We start from the raw sequence: 19,247 nt of genomic DNA, 5'->3' as shown, positions 1-19,247 counted from the left end.
CCTGTCGCACACATTGCGGTTTGATGTGATGCGTGGCGACAGGAAAACACTAAACCTGATAACGGGCCAGGATATCGTCCAGTTGCACCGCCAGTTTAGCCAAATACCGTGAGCGGTCATCAATATCCTGGCTGCGCCCCAGGTTACCATTGGCCTCTTCACTGATGGCACTAATTGCCTGGCTGATCTGTGCAACTACCGCCGACTGCTCTTCCGCGGCGGTCGCAACCTGAGTGTTCATTGCCACAATCTGCTCAATCGCACCGGACACTTCCATCAACGAGTCCTTAGCCCGCTCGGACGTTTGCGCATTATCGACAGAGCGCTCACGGCTTTGCTGCACCGACTGGCGCGCCTCGCCAACACCACTTTGCAGGGCGTTAATCATCTGTTCAATTTCTTCTGTTGCTTGCTGGGTTCGCTGTGCCAGGCCCCGTACTTCATCTGCCACGACCGCAAAGCCACGTCCCGACTCCCCTGCCCGCGCCGCTTCAATGGCCGCATTCAGCGCCAGCAAATTAGTTTGCTCTGCAATGGACTGGATCACATCCAGCACGCTGCCTATCTGCTCACTCTGCGACGATAGCCCATTCATAACGCCGCCGACTTTATCCATCTCTTCTGCCAGTTGCTCGGAGATATCAGCACAGTGCTCCACCAGCTGATTAGTCTGACTGGTCAGCGAGCTAACCTGCTGGGTTTGCTCTGAGGTATTTAGTGCACTGCTTGCCACTTCTTGCACTGTATGTTGCATTTGCTGTCCAGCGGTGGCCGATTGCTCACAGTCGAGCGACTGCTTATTCACGCCATCAATCAGGCCCGCCACCCGCTCTGACAAGGCCGTCGACATTTCTTTAAGCGTATGGGCACTGTGTAATAAGTCAGCAAAGTTTTGCTGTAAGCGCTCAACCAGGCTGTTGACCGAGCGGCTTAAGTCGCGGATCTCATCATCACCTTCGTCGGGCGCACGCAGCCTGAAGTCGTTGTTATCGGCAATACCACGGATCGCTTTGCTGGCAGCTATCACGGGGCGTGTTACCCGGTTAGCCACAAAAAAGCCCACCAGACTGGCAATAATGGCTGCCACAGACACAAATAATAGCGAGGAGCGAAGTACGGAATACTTCAGCTGTGAAATCATCGCAAAGGCTTCACTTTCGTCAATTTCACTGATAATGGCCCAGTGCAAGCCGTCAATATCGAGCGGCGCAAAGGCCGACGCCACCGACACCGACCGGTAGTCGGGAAAGATGGCAAAGCCACTTTGCCCGGCCAGCGCCGCGCGCGTGCCCGGCGAGTCAATCCGCAAAGTACCTATGGTGGATTGCTGCTGTTCAATCTTATCCACCATGGTTTTATCAACATCAAATGTTCTAAGCTGAGCAATAAAACCATCCGAGTCTTCCACAAAAAAACGGCTGTTGTTCAGCAGCAACTTGTTCTGATTCACCAGATACAGCTCGCCACTGTCGCCAAGCCCTTGTTCATGCCACTGGCCATCCAGCGTCAACATACGGTTAATCTCGTCCACGGGCAGTTGAAAAATTAAAGTACCAAGTAAGCTACCGTCGTCGGCCAGAATGGCGGAACTAATGAACCCTGCCGCCGCATTATAAGACGGTGTATAAGGACTAAAATCGATAAAATGCCCTTCACGCACCTGCTGAGTGCGCGCAGCCTGATAGGCACGTGCCAACCCTGAGTCCCGAAATGGACCGCTGCTCAGAGACGTAGCAAAATCCAGCTCTTTGAATACCGAGTACACCACGTCGCCCTGCGGGTTAGTAATAAAGACATCGTAAAAGCCAAAACGCGCCTGAAACTCGCGCATTGCTTTGTGATAACGACGGTGCACGACACTGTAAGGGCTGTTGTCCCCGGCATCCAGTAACTGATCTTTACTGCCCAGCGGGTTCGGGTTGGCGGCAATATACTGGGCTTGCAGCGCGCGTGCCGTTGGGCTCAGCTGGCTCATAAGCACATTTACGCTGAGGCTGTCGCCACGATTCTTTTGCCTGTACTGCGCAAGGAACTGAGTTTCATAAAACCGTTTCAACGCGTGCTGCGAAGCGCCAGCATGCGGGTAACGGGCGAATGCGTCTGAAAATGCCCGGCTGGCGTCAATCACCATGGTAGAGCCGGCCAGTGTAACCACCTGATCTGAGATAGTTTTAAAATAACGTTCAACCTGAGTTTGCATCGCGTTACGACGCGACACCAGGTTATTTTCAATTTCCTTTGTGACAGCGGCTTTGCCTTCCTGATACGCCAGTAAACCAATAACAAAGCAGGTGATAAGTAAGGGAATGACAGCAAGCAGAACAGCAACGATACTCAGACGGTTTTTTAATTGCACGTGAACTCCTACAGCACAAAGCAAACCCGCTCCGGGCATGGGGAGCGGCAAATGCATACCACAGCCACTGTGACCCTGAATACATTGATGTCAATGCACTCAAAGATCCGTTACGCCAGCAGTGGCTAATACACCATGTCGTATTACAAACGGGCAAAACTAAGGTGAGAAGGTTTTCACAACAGCCACGCCTGAGACATGCATTAGTTATTATTAAAGGTATTCAAATTATTTTGATACATTAAACAACCTACACCTTTTAATACTTTGATACTAGTAATATAAGGTTGGTTTTTGATGTCAATCAGGTATGACCAATTACAGTGTACAGGAAGTGCAAGAGTGGGGGCTTAAAATATATCGGGCCACATTTATGACCCGATAAAAATAAAAGGTATCTCTGGGCGTTTTATTTTCCCTTAGCTAATAAGGAAGTGAATAAAACAGACCGATAATACAATTTAGTGAGGTTGACAAGGCACTTCTTTACAACCACTCAATGCAGAAGTGGCTGTACCACCACCGGCGATTTTCATAGTTTCCTTAGCATTGATATTCATGCTGTCATTTAGGTTCTTAAGCTTTTGTTTTTTAACTGCAAGTTTCATTTTTAGTTTCCTTCTTTTGAAATCAAAACCAGTTTAATCATAAAAAAAACGCCTTTGCAACACAAAATTTGTAAAACAAAAAAGCCAATTCATAACTGCTTCTAGCCTGAATACAGGTCAACGCCCAGCTCAATCCGCCACACGGTTTATAATTACCTTTTTAGCAATGAAAATATTCATAGAAAATAAAATTCAACAAATAAAAGAGCCTTATCTACATAATAAAAACAAAAAATCAGGCCCTGCGGGTTATTTCACACTTTAAGATAACGCATTAATTCACTTAATACACAAGCCCCAAAATAAAACACAACAATCATCTACACCTACTCCACATAACTTTATTTTGAAACATAGCTGCAAGCAATCTTTCACATCTCGTCTCTAAAATGACGCCTTCCTCAGCAGGAAGAGGCTTCCCGTGCACCAATACTCTGCAATTTGCAAAGATAATCTGGGTCGAACGAACAAAGGAAACACAAATCAGGCCCGCATGCATGCGATATCTCGCTCAGCTTGCGTTAATACCAGGTAAAATAATGAAAAAAACACTTTTATTGCTTAGCATCAGTACTGCACTGTGCAGCTTTCACTCCTTCGGCGCGCCGGAAGTACATTATGATCAATGTCAGAGTACCTTTAGCTATCTAAGCGCCAGTTACCAGGGCACAACGGATAAAAATAATTCGGGTAGCCAATGGTGCTATCTCAAGCAAGCAATTGATGGTTCAAGCTGGGGTAATGTCCGGGTCGAAACAATCCCTGAATTTACCACCATCACCGGTAAAAGCTGTAATACTCCATCCAACTATCAGGGCGAACAGTTTTACGGTTGCTCTACGCGCAATCACAGCACGCCCTGGTGCTATGTTGACGAACAAGGGAGCTGGGAGGAATGTGCAACTGAAGAGCCTGAGCCCCTGCTGAGTCACACGCACCCGCAACAGAGTAAGCGCCTCAGCCGAGTCGCGCTGGGCTCCTGCTTTAAGACAAAAGGCGATATGCCTGCTGCACTGGCACGTCTGATAGGTCATAAACCGGACTTGTTTTTCTGGCTGGGTGACAATATTTACGCCGATACCACAGATATGAGTACCATGCGCCAGAAATATGATGACAAAAAGCGTAACCTTGACTATCAAAAATTTCTGGCAGCCAAAATCCCGGTCATGGCCACCTGGGATGACCACGACTTTGGCCGCAACAACGATGGTAAGCACTATCCTAAACGCGCAGAAAGCCAGCAGGAATACTTACGCCACTTTGATGCTCCGGCCGATGACCCCAGGCTAAATGGCCGGGCAGGAATTTATGAAGCCAAAATGCTAGGGCAAAAAGGCGAACAGACGCATGTGATCACGCTGGATGCCCGCTATTTTCGCTCTCCGACCTTTTCAAATTATGGGGAGTGTGAAGGCGATAGCACCACGATTTTGGGTGAGGAGCAGTGGCAATGGCTGGAAAAAGAACTTAGCAAGCCATCAGAGATTAAACTGATCGCCAGTGGGATCCAGGTTTTACCGCCCTTATATCAAGGTCGTAGCCGCAGCAGTTACTGTGCCTATGGCGACGGCAAAAAGTTCGAGCAAGCGCTGAGCAACCTGCAAGAATCCGAGATGTCGGGCACCAGTTACGAATCCTGGGCTGAAGTGCCGCTGGAGCGTGAACGGCTGCTAAGACTTGTGCAAAAGTCAATTAATGCGGGTAATACCAAAGCCGTGATTTTCTTGTCTGGCGATCAGCATTGGGGTGAATTGCTACAAAAAGATATTCCCGCCAGTAACGAGCATGGCAAAATGGCCAGAGTCTACGAGGTCACGGCTTCCGGATTTGGACAAAACTGGCCTTATCACATCGAAAACCCGTTACGCCTGCCCGTTTATGCCGATACCAAAGGCGATGGCAACTACACCAAACAATGCCAATTCCCCGCTAAATATGCAGCAGTGACTTACCAGGGGTGTATTACTAAGGATCATGACAAGCCCTGGTGTTATACCGAAGTCGATGAGAATGGCAATGGTGTTAAAGGTGAATGGGGCAACTGTGCAGCCAGCGGTGCAAACATCCCGACCGGTCAGGTTGGTGTCGTCAGTAAAGACATCGCAAACCTCACCACAAGCAACCGCCACCTGATCAACAAGTCTGGCAGTAACTATGGCATGCTGGATATAGACTGGCAAAAGCGGACGATAAAGATGTCGATTGAAACAGCTGAGGAAGAAGCTGTATCAACCATTATTACTTTCTAGTAGCACCGGTAAAAACAAGCTGACCTGCGCATGCAGGCCAGCTTTTAAAGAAAGCTATTTGACTACCTTGAGGCCATGCCCGGGGGTGCTGACAGACTCAGGTATAGGTTGGTCGGTCGCCCGGGCTCTGAAAGCGCGCGCTCTGTCGTGGGCACTGCGCACCGCATCACACTGGGCGATAATATCTTTTTCATCCAGTGCTTCTCCCAAGTCCATCACTATTCTATAAGCGGTATCATATAATTCTTGTTTGGTGTCTTCTTCAGCACGAAAGCGCATAAAAAAATCCTGCACTTTTTGCTCTGGCCCATGTAACTGCATACCTTGAATACATGCTCCAATCATAAGGCCGATCATTAACAAGAGTACTAATGCAGTCAGTACCAGTAAAAACATAAACTACGCCTCCTGACGGATACGGGTTTCCATAAACCTGTAAAACGGATATTTAGCAACAACTAACCAAAGCGCAATATTCACACACACAGTAACAGGCCCATACAAGGAATAGAGCAGATTACTTTCAAGAAACCCTCTCAATAACAGTTGAAGGGCATTCAAAATCACCAGGGCAAACGTGAGGTAAAGACTATACCTTGCTGCTTGGGAAAACATACTGCCCCGCAGTAAATGCAGTATGTATAGAGCCACTGCATATGACGCTCCACAGCATACCAACGCAAAGTAATATATTTGAATCTTGACCTGCAGAGCAATATCGAGACCCATAATATAGGTGGCAAGCGCTCGACTGGTTGTCTGGAAAACTAGGAGCGCCAGAGCAGTTAAAAAGCATGAATGAAGTTTATGATCAGCCAACGTTTTAAGGTTTGACTTGCCACCAAATAGCAAGCTAAACCTGTATTGCTTAAAATAGTAAAGCAAATATATTACAACCATCAACTGTAAAAAACGTAACGTCCATCCCGTTACTACATAAAACTCACTCATGCTTAGTCCTTTTTAATTCTTCACACTAGCAGTACTGCAAAGACAAGATTTGTAACTGCATTTGTTTAGGCTGATCACCATCCGACGTAGTGCCCCCGTATATCTCAGCAAGTTGCTTGTGTGACAGACTAACCCCATTTAACTGTTTTAACTTCTTTGATTTCACACTTAAACGGAGACCGAATTGTTTTGTAGTAGCTTTCATGGGCTATTCCTTACGTTTCTCTTTGGATAAAACTGTCTTAGCCACTTGCTATGATCATGTTAAACAAGCAAAGCCAAACACTCAACCTTAATTTAACAAAAGCGCAACTAAATTAGCTATGACCAGATTGTTTGACAGATACATCCAGTCTTAAGTTACCATGAAAATATTAATATGAAAGGCGTTGTTATAAAATATATTGCGACCAATTGCAATCAAATGCCCAAATAACAAACAGTTAGAACTGTTCAAAAAACAAACAACCATTAATTACTCAATCAACAAACGCGAGTTATCAGCTAGTTAGGCAATTGTCCCTGATACATGCACACCCGGTTTCGACCCGCATGCTTTGCCTCATAAAGCGCCTCATCCGCCTGTTTTAAAAGCACTTGTCCACTTTTCATACCTGGCTGATAAAAAGCCACGCCAAAACTTGCCGAAATTGTGAATAATGTATCTTTTGCAGTAAAATTTAACTCAGTCAAGTCGCAGCGCAAACGCTCCAGATAAACCAGCACTTTATCCTGCTCACATTCGGGGATCAAAATACAGAATTCCTCACCACCGATACGCGCCACCAAATCCGAGCTGCGGCTGGATGCCAGTAAAAACCGCGCTACCTCTTTGAGCACCTCATCACCCATATCATGGCCCCACTGGTCATTGATCTTTTTAAAGTAATCAATATCGAGCAGAACCAAAGCGAACAAACACCCGTACCGAGTTGACCGGTCCAGCTCCTGCTCAAAGCGCAGGGTGAAAAAGCGTCGATTAAACAGGCTTGTTAGCGGATCCTGGTTTGCCGTTTTCTCCAGTAAGGCATTCGCCTGTGTCAGCTCTGCGGTGCGCTCATCAATTTTGTCCTGCAAGTTTTCATTCAGCGTCCTGAGTGTATGCATCATATAACTAAAATGTGCGGTCAGTTCGCGAACCTCCTGCCAGCCACGCGTCACCCTTGGGGGATCAATCAGCTCTCCTTCATGGGTGACTTTCTCAATATAAGTCTTTAGGTTTTCAATGGGTTGAGAAATGTAAATCGACAAGCCAACACCGACAATCACGGCCAGCAGAACAATGCCAAGTTCCGCAGCATAAATGACCGTGCGATTGGCATACACCATAGCATTCACTTCGCTTTCATCCATCTTGGCCACCAGTCCCCAACCCAGCTGTTCGATATAGCGAGTTGACGCCAGCACGGGGACACCGCGATAATCCGGAGATTGCTCAAGCACCAGTTCATTACCAGACAGGGCTTGTATGATGGGCACAGTGCCTTGTGTAAAGGCCACTGTGCGCGTGAATGCCGCTTTAGGGTCGTATTTCAAAGGGGTAGCAAACAGCGCATCGCCATTGTCGTCCTGCATGGCTATCAGCCATTCTCCGGTTTGGCCCAGACCGGTGCGGTCCCGGACCAGCTGATTCAAAAACTGAGTTGAGAAGTCAACCTTAACATAACCCGCTAACCGCCCGTCCAGCAACAAGGGCGCAACCCGACTCAACTGCACAACTCCGTTATGCTGCTCAAGACGGATCGGACGATCTTCAAATTGTGCAGACGCCAGGGTGCTAAGCTTTTCAAACCCCTGCGTTGCTGTCACAAATTGACCCTGGTGGTCAAATACCCCGATACTTCTCAGATAAGACCTGTCTAAGGCTGCATCATTGATGATCCGAGTAATTTGCGCGCGGTATTGTGCATCACGCGTGTCATTCCAAAGCACCAGCGAGCGACGCAATTGGGTTCTGCTGGCAATTTGCGCCACATTGTCGTTTGCCCGCTCAACCCCGGCAAGGATCCGCAGTTTCGCGATTTGAGAAATGGCGCTCAGGTTAGACTTAACCTGCTCCCGATACTGCACGCCCGTGTAGCTGTTAAGAGAGTACAGGCCAATGAAGAGGGGCAGCGCCGTCACTAAGATAAAGGTTGCTATAAGCAGGTGTTTTAACTTCACATGCGCCAGTCATACAGCTTGAGTGATCTAATCAGAATAGCACAGGCTCAGCACATTGCGAACTTGGCAATAATGTAACCAACTAAATAGTGAATTTATGCGAGCAGATACAATCAGTACAACGGTATACACTCGCTGCGTTATGTTGCATCTGGATTGCTATCACATTCTGCTCTTTACCCGGTTGGTCGCCTGAGCCGTGGCCGGGTCGTCAGGCCAGAAATGTTTGGGATAGCGCCCTTTCATCTCTTTTTGTACCTCACGATAGCTGGACTGCCAGAAGTGCGCCAGGTCCTGTGTTAGCTGCAATGGGCGCTGTGCAGGAGAAAGTAACTCCATAAGCACCGGTATTCGCCCTTCACACAAGACCGGGCTGTGGCTCATGCCATATACTTCTTGCATGCGCACCGACAAACGCGCTGGCCCGTCCAGCTGATACTGAACACGTATGCTGGAGCCGCTGGGTACGGTAATACGCGTTGGCAGTATCGCTTTAAGGCGTTGCTGTTGTGCCCACACCAAGTTACTTAGCAAGGCAGTATTTAGATCGAGCTTTTTTAGTTGCGGCAATTGTCTGATGTCATCCAGATAAGGCGCAAGCCAGGTTTCCAGGTGCGCCAGCAAGCTGGTTTCATCCAGGCCCTGAAACTCCTGAGGATAAAGCTGCTGCGCCAGTGCCATCCGGGTTAATAGATCCTCACAATCCGAATAGGCATTGAATATCGTCAGACCTTGCTGGCGTACCAGAGCCAGCCAGGCCTGAGTGCGCAGAGTTGTGTCTACCGGTCCCTGCGCGGGCTTAGCCATGTAAACCCAGTGACCGAGGTAAGTGCGTTGCTCATGAATAAACTGCGCCGATTTTTGCTCAAACTCACATACATCACGCTCAGAAAACAGGTAGGGCAAAGCCGCTTGTAACTGCTTAGGCTCAAACGCCGTGGCGCTGAAGATCTGCTGACCTTTGTGCCCCCCGAGCTCGGCAATCGCCAGGTAGCTGGCATCCAGCCAGTATGCCTTGTGCGCGTTTACACCAGCTCCATTGGCCAGCACCCAGCCCTGTCCACGCCGTTTGGCAAGGCGATCCGGAAACGCGAGTGCAATAACGATTGGCAAGTGCTCAATCGCAAGGTCTTCTTTAATTTGCTGAAGCTGGGCACGACGCAGCCAATAGGATAACTGCTGACGAAATGCACCATGCGGTTTTGCTACTTGCTGTTGCAGGGCAATGCTCAGCTCAGGGCTGGATGATAGTCGGCTCTCTAGCAGCGCAATCATATAGCAACCAAGGCGGGTAATGCCCGGATATTCAGCTTCAAGTTGCTTTGACTTTAACAACATATGCCCATATCTGGGATCCGCGCCCAGTGCCTGAACCTGCTTGCCCAACGCTGTAACCCGTTCACGATCATCAATCAGCTCTAAACTAAGCAGCAAGGCTTGCGCCTTGGCCAACTGCGCCTCGCTTGGCGTATCCAGCAGTGCCAGTTCATGTACTTCGCTGCCCCAGACTTTGGCCTCCAGCATCAAACCACTCAGATCACTGCACAAAATATCCGGGCGGTCATGGGCATCACGGCGTTCAAACAATGCCTGGCTGCCAAGGCGATATACCACCCCAGCCTCAATACGGCCTGCCCGCCCGGCTCGTTGCACCGCAGAGCTGCGCGAAATAGACTGAGTCACCAGCTCGCTCACGCCGGTGCGCAAGTTATACTGAGCGGCCCGCCGTTTACCGCTGTCAACAACGATGCGGATCCCTTCTATCGTTAATGAGGTTTCGGCGACGTTCGTGGTCAACACCACTTTGCGCATACCCCCAGGTGCCGGCTCAATTGCCGCCTGCTGGGCTTGCTTGTCCTGATCGCCAGACAGCGTTGCCAATATCAGTTCACGGTGAGATGAGAGCGTATCTTGCAGGGCATCTGCGACATAGCGAATTTCTTTTTGACCGGGTAAAAAGACCAGAATACTACCGCTCTGCTCGTGTAATGCCTGACGGACCATTGGCGGGATTTGCTCCAGCCAACGGCTTTCATCTTTGAGCGGCACATACACTTCGTCAATTGCAAAGCTGCGTCCATCTGAGCGCACCAGCGGACAGGATAAAAACGTTTGATACCGCTCACTGTCAAGCGTTGCCGACATTACCAGCACATGTAAGTCATCACGCAATGCCTGTTGCGACTCCAGCGCAAAGGCCAGCGCAGTATCGGCTGCCAAAGAGCGCTCGTGAAATTCATCAAAAATAAGCAAATCAACGCCCTGCAATTCAGGATCTGCCTGAAGCAGGCGCGTTAATGTGCCTTCGGTCACAATCTCCAGCTGAGTGCGAGCGGATACTTTCACTTCCTGACGGATCCTAAGCCCCACCCGCTCACCAACAGGCTCGCCTAATTGCGCCGCCAAAAAACTGGCAATATTGCGCGCTGCCAGGCGCCTCGGCTCCAGCATAATGATGCGCTTGAAGTGCCCATCCAGCATCAGCTGTAACGGCAACCAGGTCGATTTACCTGCCCCCGGCGGTGCCTGTAACAACACGCGAGGTTGCGTGGTTAATTGCGAGACAAGTTCATCGTAGACGGCCTGAATGGGTAGCGCTGTGGTCATTTTTACTGCTGTGTTAAATCCAAGATAGGGTTAGTTTATACTAAATCGGGCGATTAAGTGACTCATTGTGAGGCAAAGGCCTGGAGTGGTGCGCCTTGATAATCAGTACATTAAAATAGGCAGATAAAAATAGACAAGCGGTGAGCCAAAGTGGGATGATCCAGACTCGCTGTTGCAAGCCTCTGTGCGAGCAACAACACTGGCAAGTTGTAAATCAGACAAACATATTAAAGGACCCTATGACCCCCAGTGCACACCTGATGATGAGCTGGCTGTGCGGCGCCAGCACTGTAGTAACGAAACGTGAGCGCATAATCATTACCTTAGCGGGCCTGGCTCCTGACCTGGACGGTGCAGGGCTGCTGATAGACTGGTTCACAGGGACCACCCGATACTATCAACAATGGCATCATGTCTTCGGCCATAATCTGGTGTTTGCCGTGGCAATTGCGACCTGCGCCGGGCTATTGGCTCGCACCAGACAAGCGCGTGTCTGGCTGATGTCCTTTGTTGCGATACATTTGCACTTGTTCACTGACTTGATTGGATCCAAAGGGCCAGATGGTTATCAGTGGCCCATCGAGTATTTGTATCCGTTTAGCAACACCGGTTTGACCTGGCAAGGGCAGTGGGCACTTAACGCCTGGCAAAATCAACTCATTTGGTTGGCACTTTTGCTGGCATGTATCAGCTATATCAAACGCAAAAACATCTCGTTTTTCGAGCTGTTTGGCAACAAACTGGATGAGGCAGCGCGCTCACTGTGTATCCGTCTCAGCGCCAGATATTTCAGGTGATCATGTATAGAAAAAACTTACGACACGAGGGCGACGCTAGCCTGATACTGGTTACGACCAGCCTCTTTGGCATGATATAAAGCATCATCGGCTTGTGCTATCAGTTGCGCCGGCGTTGTGGCTTTGCTACTGCCGGTACAGGATAACCCCACACTCACAGTCACATGCTTATGAGGAGACATAGGATGGACAATCGCCAAACCGGCAATACTTTTTACAATGTCACTGGCAAACTGCTGGGCACTGTGCACGGATGTGTCGGGTAACAACACCGCGATTTCCTCGCCGCCATAGCGGCAGACTAAGTCGACCGGGCGACGTGCACACAAAGATACTTGCCGGGTCACACTTTTCAGTGCCTGATCCCCTTCGAGGTGGCCCAGGCTGTCATTGAATTTTTTGAAGAAGTCGATATCGATAAGCAGTAATGCCAGCGGCACACGACGGCGCAAACTGTCCTTCAATAGTCGCTCAATTTCGATGTCAAAAAAGCGCCGGTTATAGAGTTCCGTCAGACCATCAACAAAAGACTGGTTAGTCAGAATATCGGCCTGTACCTTGTATTTGAGGTGGGTGGTGATCCGTTTAACCAAAGTACTGGCAACCAAAGGTTTTTCGATAAAATCCACCGCCCCGGCATCCCAACACTTTTCCTGCGTTTTAGGGTCTTGATTAGAGGTGATAAAAATCAGGGGAATATCGGCCAGCTCAGGGTCTGATTTAAGCTGCTGACACGCTTCAAGGCCGGACATGCCCTCTAGATGAATATCCATGATGATCAAGTCTGGTTTAATTTTATGGCACACTTTTAACGCTGTTTCGGCACTTTCGAAACTCACCGTGCGGCAAACAGGCTTTAATATCGCGCTTACCAGCTTGCGGATCACCTTTGCATCGTCAACCACCAATACCGTACAACTCTCGATACTGTGTACAATTTCAAACATCGAATTCCATCCCGTTTACCCTGGGTTATACCACTATGTACCCGCAAAAATGCAGGGTTAACCGCCTGATTTTATTAACGAGGGTACCTCTGACACAGTTTATTATACCGATTTTAACCGACCGCGCATGCTGGGCCGCTTAGGTGCATGCTCTGCAATCACCTGCCAGAGCACTTTTTGCTCTATGGGCTTGGCGATATAGCCATCAAAGCCTGCATGCTGATACTTTTGCCTGTCTTCGGTTAACACATTAGCAGTCAGGGCTATGACTGGCAATGTCGGATGCTGCTGTTTTATCAGCTTGCAGGCCTCTACACCATCCATAACCGGCATCTGAATGTCCATCAACACAAAATCCGGGCGCTGGCGTGATGCCTGACTAACCGCCTCCTTGCCATTAATCACCATGGCAACTTCAACATTGCACTTATCCAGCAGAGCGCGGATCACCAGCTGGTTAATTTCATTATCTTCAGCAACCAACACGCGTGCGCCACTCAAGTCGGGGCTTTTTGACCACTCCTCGTGAATTTCAGGCTGAGCCTGGTCGCATTGTTCAAGCGGCAGATAAACAGTAAACACGCTGCCGACATTTTCCATACTCTGCACCTCAATGGTGCCAGCCATCAGCTCGACCAGAGACTGGGTGATAGACAGCCCAAGACCAGTCCCGCCAAATCTGCGGGTGGTAGATTTGTCGGCCTGTTCAAAGCGCTGAAACAACCGCTCCTGGGCCTCTTTGCCAATCCCCACCCCAGTATCACGCACGGTAAAGACCACTCCCGGCTCGCCCTGTACTTGCTCAATTTCCAGGTCAACCCCGCCTCTTTGGGTAAATTTAATCGCATTAGAGAGTAAGTTTAAAAGTATTTGCCGGATCCTGACGGCATCTCCTTGCCAGCTGGCATGATCAAAGTGGCCGGTAACCGACAAGTAGATCCCCTTTTGCGCGGCTACCGCTTGCAGGTCCGACTGGATATGGCTGATAAGCTCGGTCAGATTAAACGGCCGGATCTCCAACGACAGTTTGCCCGCCTCTATTTTCGAAAAATCCAGAATATCGTTAATTATGGTAATTAAGGCTTTTGCCGAATAAGTGGCTTTCTCCAGATACTCACGGGCGCTGCCCGGCAGTGACTCTTCACTTAGCAGCTGCAAGGTGCCATACAGACCATTCATGGGCGTGCGTATTTCGTGGCTCATATTGGCCAGAAACTCTGATTTGGCCTGCGTGGCCTGCTCCGCCACCAGCTTGGCCTCTGCCAGTGCCTGCTCGTGCTCCAGCTGCTCGGTCAAATCGTATGCGACTCCTAAAAATCCCACCAGCTGGCCTTGATTGTCCTGTAACCGCGACACACTGAGGCGAACCGGTGTTAATTGCCCGCTCTTTTTCACATAGGTCCAGTTATTGACATCATTTTTGCCGTGGCGGGCCTTAGCCACAAAGGCCTCAAACCCAGGCTCTACCGGATAGCCCAGCTCCTCGGTTAACTCTTCTGCGCGCTGTGCTACTTCCAGTTCGAGATGAAATACCGCAGGCGTCAGTTTGCCAATCATTTCCTCGGCTTTATAACCCAACAGTTTTTCTGCGGCGGGGTTAAACACAGTGATCACCCCCTGTACATCGGTTGCCACCACCGAATAGGTGGCACTTTCTAAAATGCTGCGCTGCAGTGCTCCTACTCGCTCTATTTCAGCCGTCCGGGACACCACTTTTTGCTCCAGTATCGCATTGGCCTCCGACAAGGCTTTTTCCCGGGTCTCGGACAAATCGAGCTGATGTGCTTTAGACTGATGGGCACGCAAAATGAGCAATTGTACGCAAAATACCACCAGCATCAGTGCCAACGTGATCATCACCGCTTCGCGCAATGCCCGGTAAGGGCTGGGTAAGCCCAGTGAGTCGATGTAACTCATAGTCGGGCTGAGCTCTATGCGCCAGGTTCGGCCATACAACTGGATCACGCTGTGTACACGATATTCATTCAGCTGAGACTGAGTCTCGCCACGGCTGAAAAACAAAGTGCTGGCGCGGCGGTCAATGTCTCTGACATTCAAAACCAGATTACGTTTAATGCCTTTAAGGGAACCCAGCACCTCATCAATAAGGATTGGGCTGTAACTCCAACCGGCAAGTTCTGCCATGCGCTCTGCAGGGGTGTCTGGCGCTGTACCTTGCGCATAGACTGGCATTAAAATTAAAAAACCATGCTGCACTTTTTGGTTGGCCTGAACTAAGGTGATCGGCGCTGTCAGCATCACTTCGGCGCGCCGGGCGGCATCGGTTGCCGCAACCCGGCGCATAGCTTCGGAGCCAATGTCCAGACCCACCGCCTGCTTGTTGCGCGACTCCGGCTCAATAAACTGGATCACATACAAACTTTGCTCATGGGGAGTCAGCTGCTTAATATTGAATTGCTTGTCGGGTCGTTGCTGACGAGCGTCCTGAACAAACGCCGCTCTGTCGTCATAAAGCACAAAGCGAATAAAACCAAACCCTCGGGCACCGGGAAATTCCTGCTCATGGTAACGACTGCCAGTGTAACGCTGCATGCGCTCGTAATTAAAGTGCTCAACGCCCACGGTCTGAATGGCACCTCGCAGACCCGCCAACCCGTAACGGTACAAAGCCATGCGCTCTTCCACGGCCTGAGTGAGCCGGGTCAGATCAGACATTACAGCACTTTTTACTCGTTTATCAATATGTTGCAGATGAGACTGATGGCTATACCAGCCACCTAAGGCGCCCAGCCCCATAACCAGTAATAACGGCCAAATCAGTTGCCACAGCGGCCTGTTTATCCTTGCCGGTGTATCCTGGTGGTTTGTCACATCATTCACCTTAGTCCGCCCTGATAAATATTCGATAACGGGTGACGACTGTCGCTGTATTCACGTTGCTTCACCATTAGCTTTCACTGCCTTGCCTGACAGCAGATGACGTTTTAAATACCGCCTCCTGCAACACCTGTTCAAGCACCAGGTACTGCGCTTCAATGCTTTCGATTAGCGCGCTATATTCAGAGCCGTCCTGGTGGCTGGCACCTTCTTCAAGTTTCGCCAGCAACTGAGTAAGGCGTTGTGCGCCTATGTCGCCGCTTTGCCCCCGTAATGCATGGCTTATCTGTTTCACCTGAGCATGGTCTTGCTTATTACACTGCTCTTTCAGAGATAACAACTTTTGTGGTGCTTTATTGTAGAACAGCATACAGATTTGCAGATACAGCTCCGAGTCTCCCTGTAGCCGCGCAATGGTGCCATCAATATCAAGCACTTCGCCAGAAGCAACTGGCGGCTGCTCCACCTCTTCCCCGGCGTTGTTCTGGGTTGTGGTTTGCGAAGGTGGATGCTCAGGCATGTGTGCGACAGGCGGCTTTTTGGGTTGCTGAAAAGACTTAAACTTAGTCAGCGCATCAAACAGCAGCTTGGGCTGTATTGGTTTAGTGACATAATCGTCCATCCCTGCCGCCAGACACCGCTCCCGCTCTCCCGACATGGCATTGGCCGTCATCGCAATCACCGGAAGGTGACGAAACGACTCTCCTCCTTTGCCTTCGCGGATCAGGCGCGTAGCCTGATAACCATCCATCGTTGGCATATTGCAATCCATTAAAACGGCAAACACTGGCTGGTCGTTTTTTTCAAAATTCAGCAACGCACTCAGCGCCTCATGCCCCGACTGACAGGCCACCACATTGGCATGAATACCCTGCAATATGCCACGGGCAACTTCCCGGTTGATTTGGTTGTCATCAACAATCATTACGGTTGCGCCACCCAAATCATTACGCTCGTTGCACTGTACGTTGGGCACCTGTACCTGATGCTGGTTTTTCAGCATTTTAGCAATCGCATTCTGATCAAACACCGATAAAAACGCCCCCAGGCGAATGGGCTTAACCAGCTTAGCTAAAAAGCCCTCTGCAACATTTTGGTGGGTAAATTCACTGTACAGCACTATGGTACGCTCATACATGGGCGTCTCAGCCAGAGTATTAATGTGAGGGTTATCGTGATCTGCCACCACAAACTCACCATCGTGCTCCACCACAGTACCGCCGTACTTATTGATCACATGTGATAAAAAGCTGCGCTCACGGGTATCCACCACATGTAGCTCAAAACGCCGCCCACCCAACGTATTTTCATGTGGCCTGGACTTAGCGGTATCGAGCGCAAACGGCAAAGTAAAGTAAAACTTGCTGCCAATGTTTTTTTGCGACTCAAAGCCAATTTCTCCGCCCATTAACTCGCACAGGTTTTTACAAATCGACAGGCCCAGTCCGGTGCCACCAAATTCAGCACTCACCCCGCTGTCTTCCTGGGTAAAGGCAGAGAAAATCTTATGATGGTTGTTTTTATCAATCCCGACTCCGGTATCCTCCACAGTGACACTGAGGAATACTTTGCCGGCTTCCTGCGTTGTCTGGCCGCGCACGCAAACACACCCCTTGCTGGTAAACTTAATGGCATTGCTCACCAGGTTAAACACCACCTGCTTGATCCGCCCAGCATCGCCCACCAGCTCGATAAAGTCGATGTCCGCAACATCCACCACCAGGTTCAGTTGCTTCTCATAGGCTTTTAACGAAATGGAAGTCACCACGTGTTCCACCACTGAAATGGGGTTCAGCGGCTCCTGCTCCAGCTCCAGTTTGCCCGCCTCGATTTTAGATAAGTCGAGAATATCGTTGATTAAAGAGGCCAAAGTTGACGAGCTGGTCTCGGTCATTTCCAAATAAGACAGCTGTTTTTTGGTCAGTGGCTCGCGGCGGATCAAGTTAAGGGTGCCCAGAATGCCGTTCAGCGGGGTGCGCATTTCATGGCTGATGGTAGAAATAAACGCACTTTTAACCGCGGAGGCCTTCACGGCCTTGGCCTTTTCTGCTTCCAGCTCCCCGGTGCGCTCCTGTACCAAGCGCTCCAGGCCTTCATTGGCGCTCTTAACCTGCTGCTCGCTGAGTTTTTCTTTGGTAGTATCACGGCCAAATAAAGTGATACCGACCAACTGGTTACCCGGGCCGCGCACCGGAGACACTTTAAAATTGACATGCCGGATCTGGTCCTGCAGCATGTAACTTTCATACCAGTCGGTATCTTTTGGGCCATCTTCGTGCTTAAAGTAGGTCACCGCCTCTTGCAGACGATCCATAGGCAACGCCACCAGATCGGTGATTTTATGCTGCCGCTCACTGGCCGCCAGACTGGGAAAAATCAGCAAAGACGCACTGTTATATGTTTGTACGTTCAGCTGAGTGTCAAAGCTGACAATCGGCTCATCGGCACCGTCAATTATCGACTCGTACACCACTTTATCTTCCTGATATCGTTCCCGGTTACGATAAAACAGCACAATGCCGCCCATAAACAAGAGCAGCACCAATACCACCACGGTCAGCAGCACATAACTCGATAAACGCCGCTCATTTAACAACGCTTCGGCCTGCTGAGGTGGTGCAATCGCGGTAATAAACATTTCATGCCCGGGCCCCTGATAGCCACTGTTCAGCTCCTGCTGAATGGCCACCAGCATTGATTGGGTACCATGCTTAATAACGCCGTCAACGCGGCCCTTTGCGGTGCTGTGTAATAGAAAGTCATCATCGAATAACCTCGGTTTTGCCAGGTCACGGGTATAATGAAACACCGGCTCCGGGCCATAAATATAGTGCCCCTGATGATCGGTTAAAAAGTACTCTGCGCTGTCACTTTCCAGCAACTCTATCAATTGCCGGGCACTGGAATTCAGCACCAGCAAGCCAAACAGGTCATTGTCAGCATCAAATAGGGGCATGGCAATGCGCAGCACAGGGGTAAACGGGCGCTGCACTTTATTGTTCTCAAAGTTCAGTGATATCCGCGACGCAAAGTGCATTTCCTCAGACAAATCCAGGGTTTCCTGCACATAGTCTTTGTGTGATTTATCCTGCAATTTGGCTTCTGAAACTCGCGCCACTTTGCCCCTTAGCCTGTCCACCCGGACAAACTCACGGCCATCCGGCATGATGATCCTTAGTTGCAGTAGTTCCGGGTTATTGTGGATAAGGGATTTAAAAATGGTGGCAATGCGGGTTTTCCACAGCTCAATGGGTTGGTTACCCTGTGGGTCAACGCCGTTATTTTTTAGTGCGCGGGCAATGCCCGGAAAAGGCGGCGTGTCTTTCAAAAAATGCAGGTAGCTTAAATCGGCCCGGTAGCGCCGCTCGAATTGCTCGGCCACAATCGCCGTGTTGTGCTTCAGCTGGCTGGCGACCTCAAACTTCACCTCATTTTGCAGCTTGCGCTCAAAGAAAAACACAGCCAGTGCAATCAGCAGTAATAAGAGTACGCTAAACATGCCCGCAAACCAGCGCGTTGGCTTGCCTTGTGTTGCTGACAGGATCCTTATCATAGTATGACCTTTGCCCCTGTGTTCAGGGTGTTTTTAATAACTTGTTACTGATATCAGTTTAGTCACACACCCTAAAGCACAGGCATGTGACTGATAAATAATCTGTAAAAACCGCTGCTACCCTCAAACTATAGTCTAAGTCACACACTTTTCACTATGTGTACACAGACTTTTC

At 49.7% G+C, this 19,247-nt stretch carries 11 protein-coding genes; 2 read left to right on the top strand and 9 right to left on the bottom strand.

The window, feature by feature from the left end; all coding sequences use genetic code 11:
• Positions 1 to 49: 49 nt before the first annotated feature.
• On the bottom strand, positions 50 to 2,356 hold the full coding sequence (locus tag TW77_RS14245) for a methyl-accepting chemotaxis protein (RefSeq protein ID WP_046005637.1): 2,307 nt from the start codon (positions 2,354 to 2,356) through the stop codon (positions 50 to 52).
• 461 nt (positions 2,357 to 2,817) lie between these two features.
• Positions 2,818 to 2,964, bottom strand: a complete 147-nt coding sequence (locus tag TW77_RS25200) for a hypothetical protein (RefSeq protein WP_156158677.1) — start codon at positions 2,962 to 2,964, stop codon at positions 2,818 to 2,820.
• Between the two features lie 539 nt (positions 2,965 to 3,503).
• Here TW77_RS25200 and TW77_RS14240 point away from each other — a divergent pair.
• Positions 3,504 to 5,216, top strand: coding sequence for an alkaline phosphatase D family protein (locus TW77_RS14240; protein ID WP_156158676.1), 1,713 nt, complete (start codon positions 3,504 to 3,506; stop codon positions 5,214 to 5,216).
• 54 nt (positions 5,217 to 5,270) lie between these two features.
• On the opposite strand, the gene TW77_RS14235 is transcribed toward TW77_RS14240, so the two are convergent.
• The 4 genes from TW77_RS14235 to hrpB form a co-directional block, all read right to left on the bottom strand.
• Positions 5,271 to 5,612 carry a hypothetical protein gene (locus TW77_RS14235; protein WP_046005636.1) on the bottom strand — a complete coding sequence of 114 codons (342 nt, stop codon included), beginning with the start codon at positions 5,610 to 5,612 and terminating at the stop codon, positions 5,271 to 5,273.
• Between the two features lie 3 nt (positions 5,613 to 5,615).
• Positions 5,616 to 6,167, bottom strand: a complete 552-nt coding sequence (locus TW77_RS14230) for a hypothetical protein (RefSeq protein ID WP_046005635.1) — start codon at positions 6,165 to 6,167, stop codon at positions 5,616 to 5,618.
• Between the two features lie 504 nt (positions 6,168 to 6,671).
• Positions 6,672 to 8,330 (bottom strand): sensor domain-containing diguanylate cyclase, encoded by a 1,659-nt coding sequence (locus TW77_RS24335; RefSeq protein WP_052713200.1) that lies wholly within the window; start codon positions 8,328 to 8,330, stop codon positions 6,672 to 6,674.
• 162 nt (positions 8,331 to 8,492) lie between these two features.
• Positions 8,493 to 10,937, bottom strand: a complete 2,445-nt coding sequence (gene hrpB / locus TW77_RS14215; protein WP_046005633.1) for an ATP-dependent helicase HrpB — start codon at positions 10,935 to 10,937, stop codon at positions 8,493 to 8,495.
• A 239-nt stretch (positions 10,938 to 11,176) separates the two neighbouring features.
• Between hrpB and TW77_RS14210 the strand changes: the two genes are divergently transcribed.
• The gene (locus tag TW77_RS14210; RefSeq protein ID WP_046005632.1) at positions 11,177 to 11,734 is read left to right on the top strand and encodes a metal-dependent hydrolase; all 558 of its coding nucleotides are present in this window, start codon (positions 11,177 to 11,179) and stop codon (positions 11,732 to 11,734) included.
• A gap of 17 nt (positions 11,735 to 11,751) precedes the next feature.
• On the opposite strand, the gene TW77_RS14205 is transcribed toward TW77_RS14210, so the two are convergent.
• The 3 genes from TW77_RS14205 to TW77_RS14195 form a co-directional block, all read right to left on the bottom strand.
• Positions 11,752 to 12,681, bottom strand: coding sequence for a diguanylate cyclase (locus TW77_RS14205; RefSeq protein ID WP_046005631.1), 930 nt, complete (start codon positions 12,679 to 12,681; stop codon positions 11,752 to 11,754).
• 102 nt (positions 12,682 to 12,783) lie between these two features.
• Positions 12,784 to 15,513, bottom strand: a complete 2,730-nt coding sequence (locus tag TW77_RS14200; protein ID WP_046005630.1) for a CHASE domain-containing protein — start codon at positions 15,511 to 15,513, stop codon at positions 12,784 to 12,786.
• Positions 15,514 to 15,589: 76 nt separating this feature from the next.
• On the bottom strand, positions 15,590 to 19,072 hold the full coding sequence (locus TW77_RS14195; RefSeq protein WP_046005629.1) for an ATP-binding protein: 3,483 nt from the start codon (positions 19,070 to 19,072) through the stop codon (positions 15,590 to 15,592).
• Between the last annotated feature and the right edge of the window lie 175 nt (positions 19,073 to 19,247).

This window comes from Pseudoalteromonas rubra (genome assembly GCF_000967655.1).
Lineage (GTDB): Bacteria > Pseudomonadota > Gammaproteobacteria > Enterobacterales > Alteromonadaceae > Pseudoalteromonas > Pseudoalteromonas rubra_A.
Note: the sequence above shows the minus strand (reverse complement) of the source record. Positions and strands in the feature narration are given on the sequence as shown.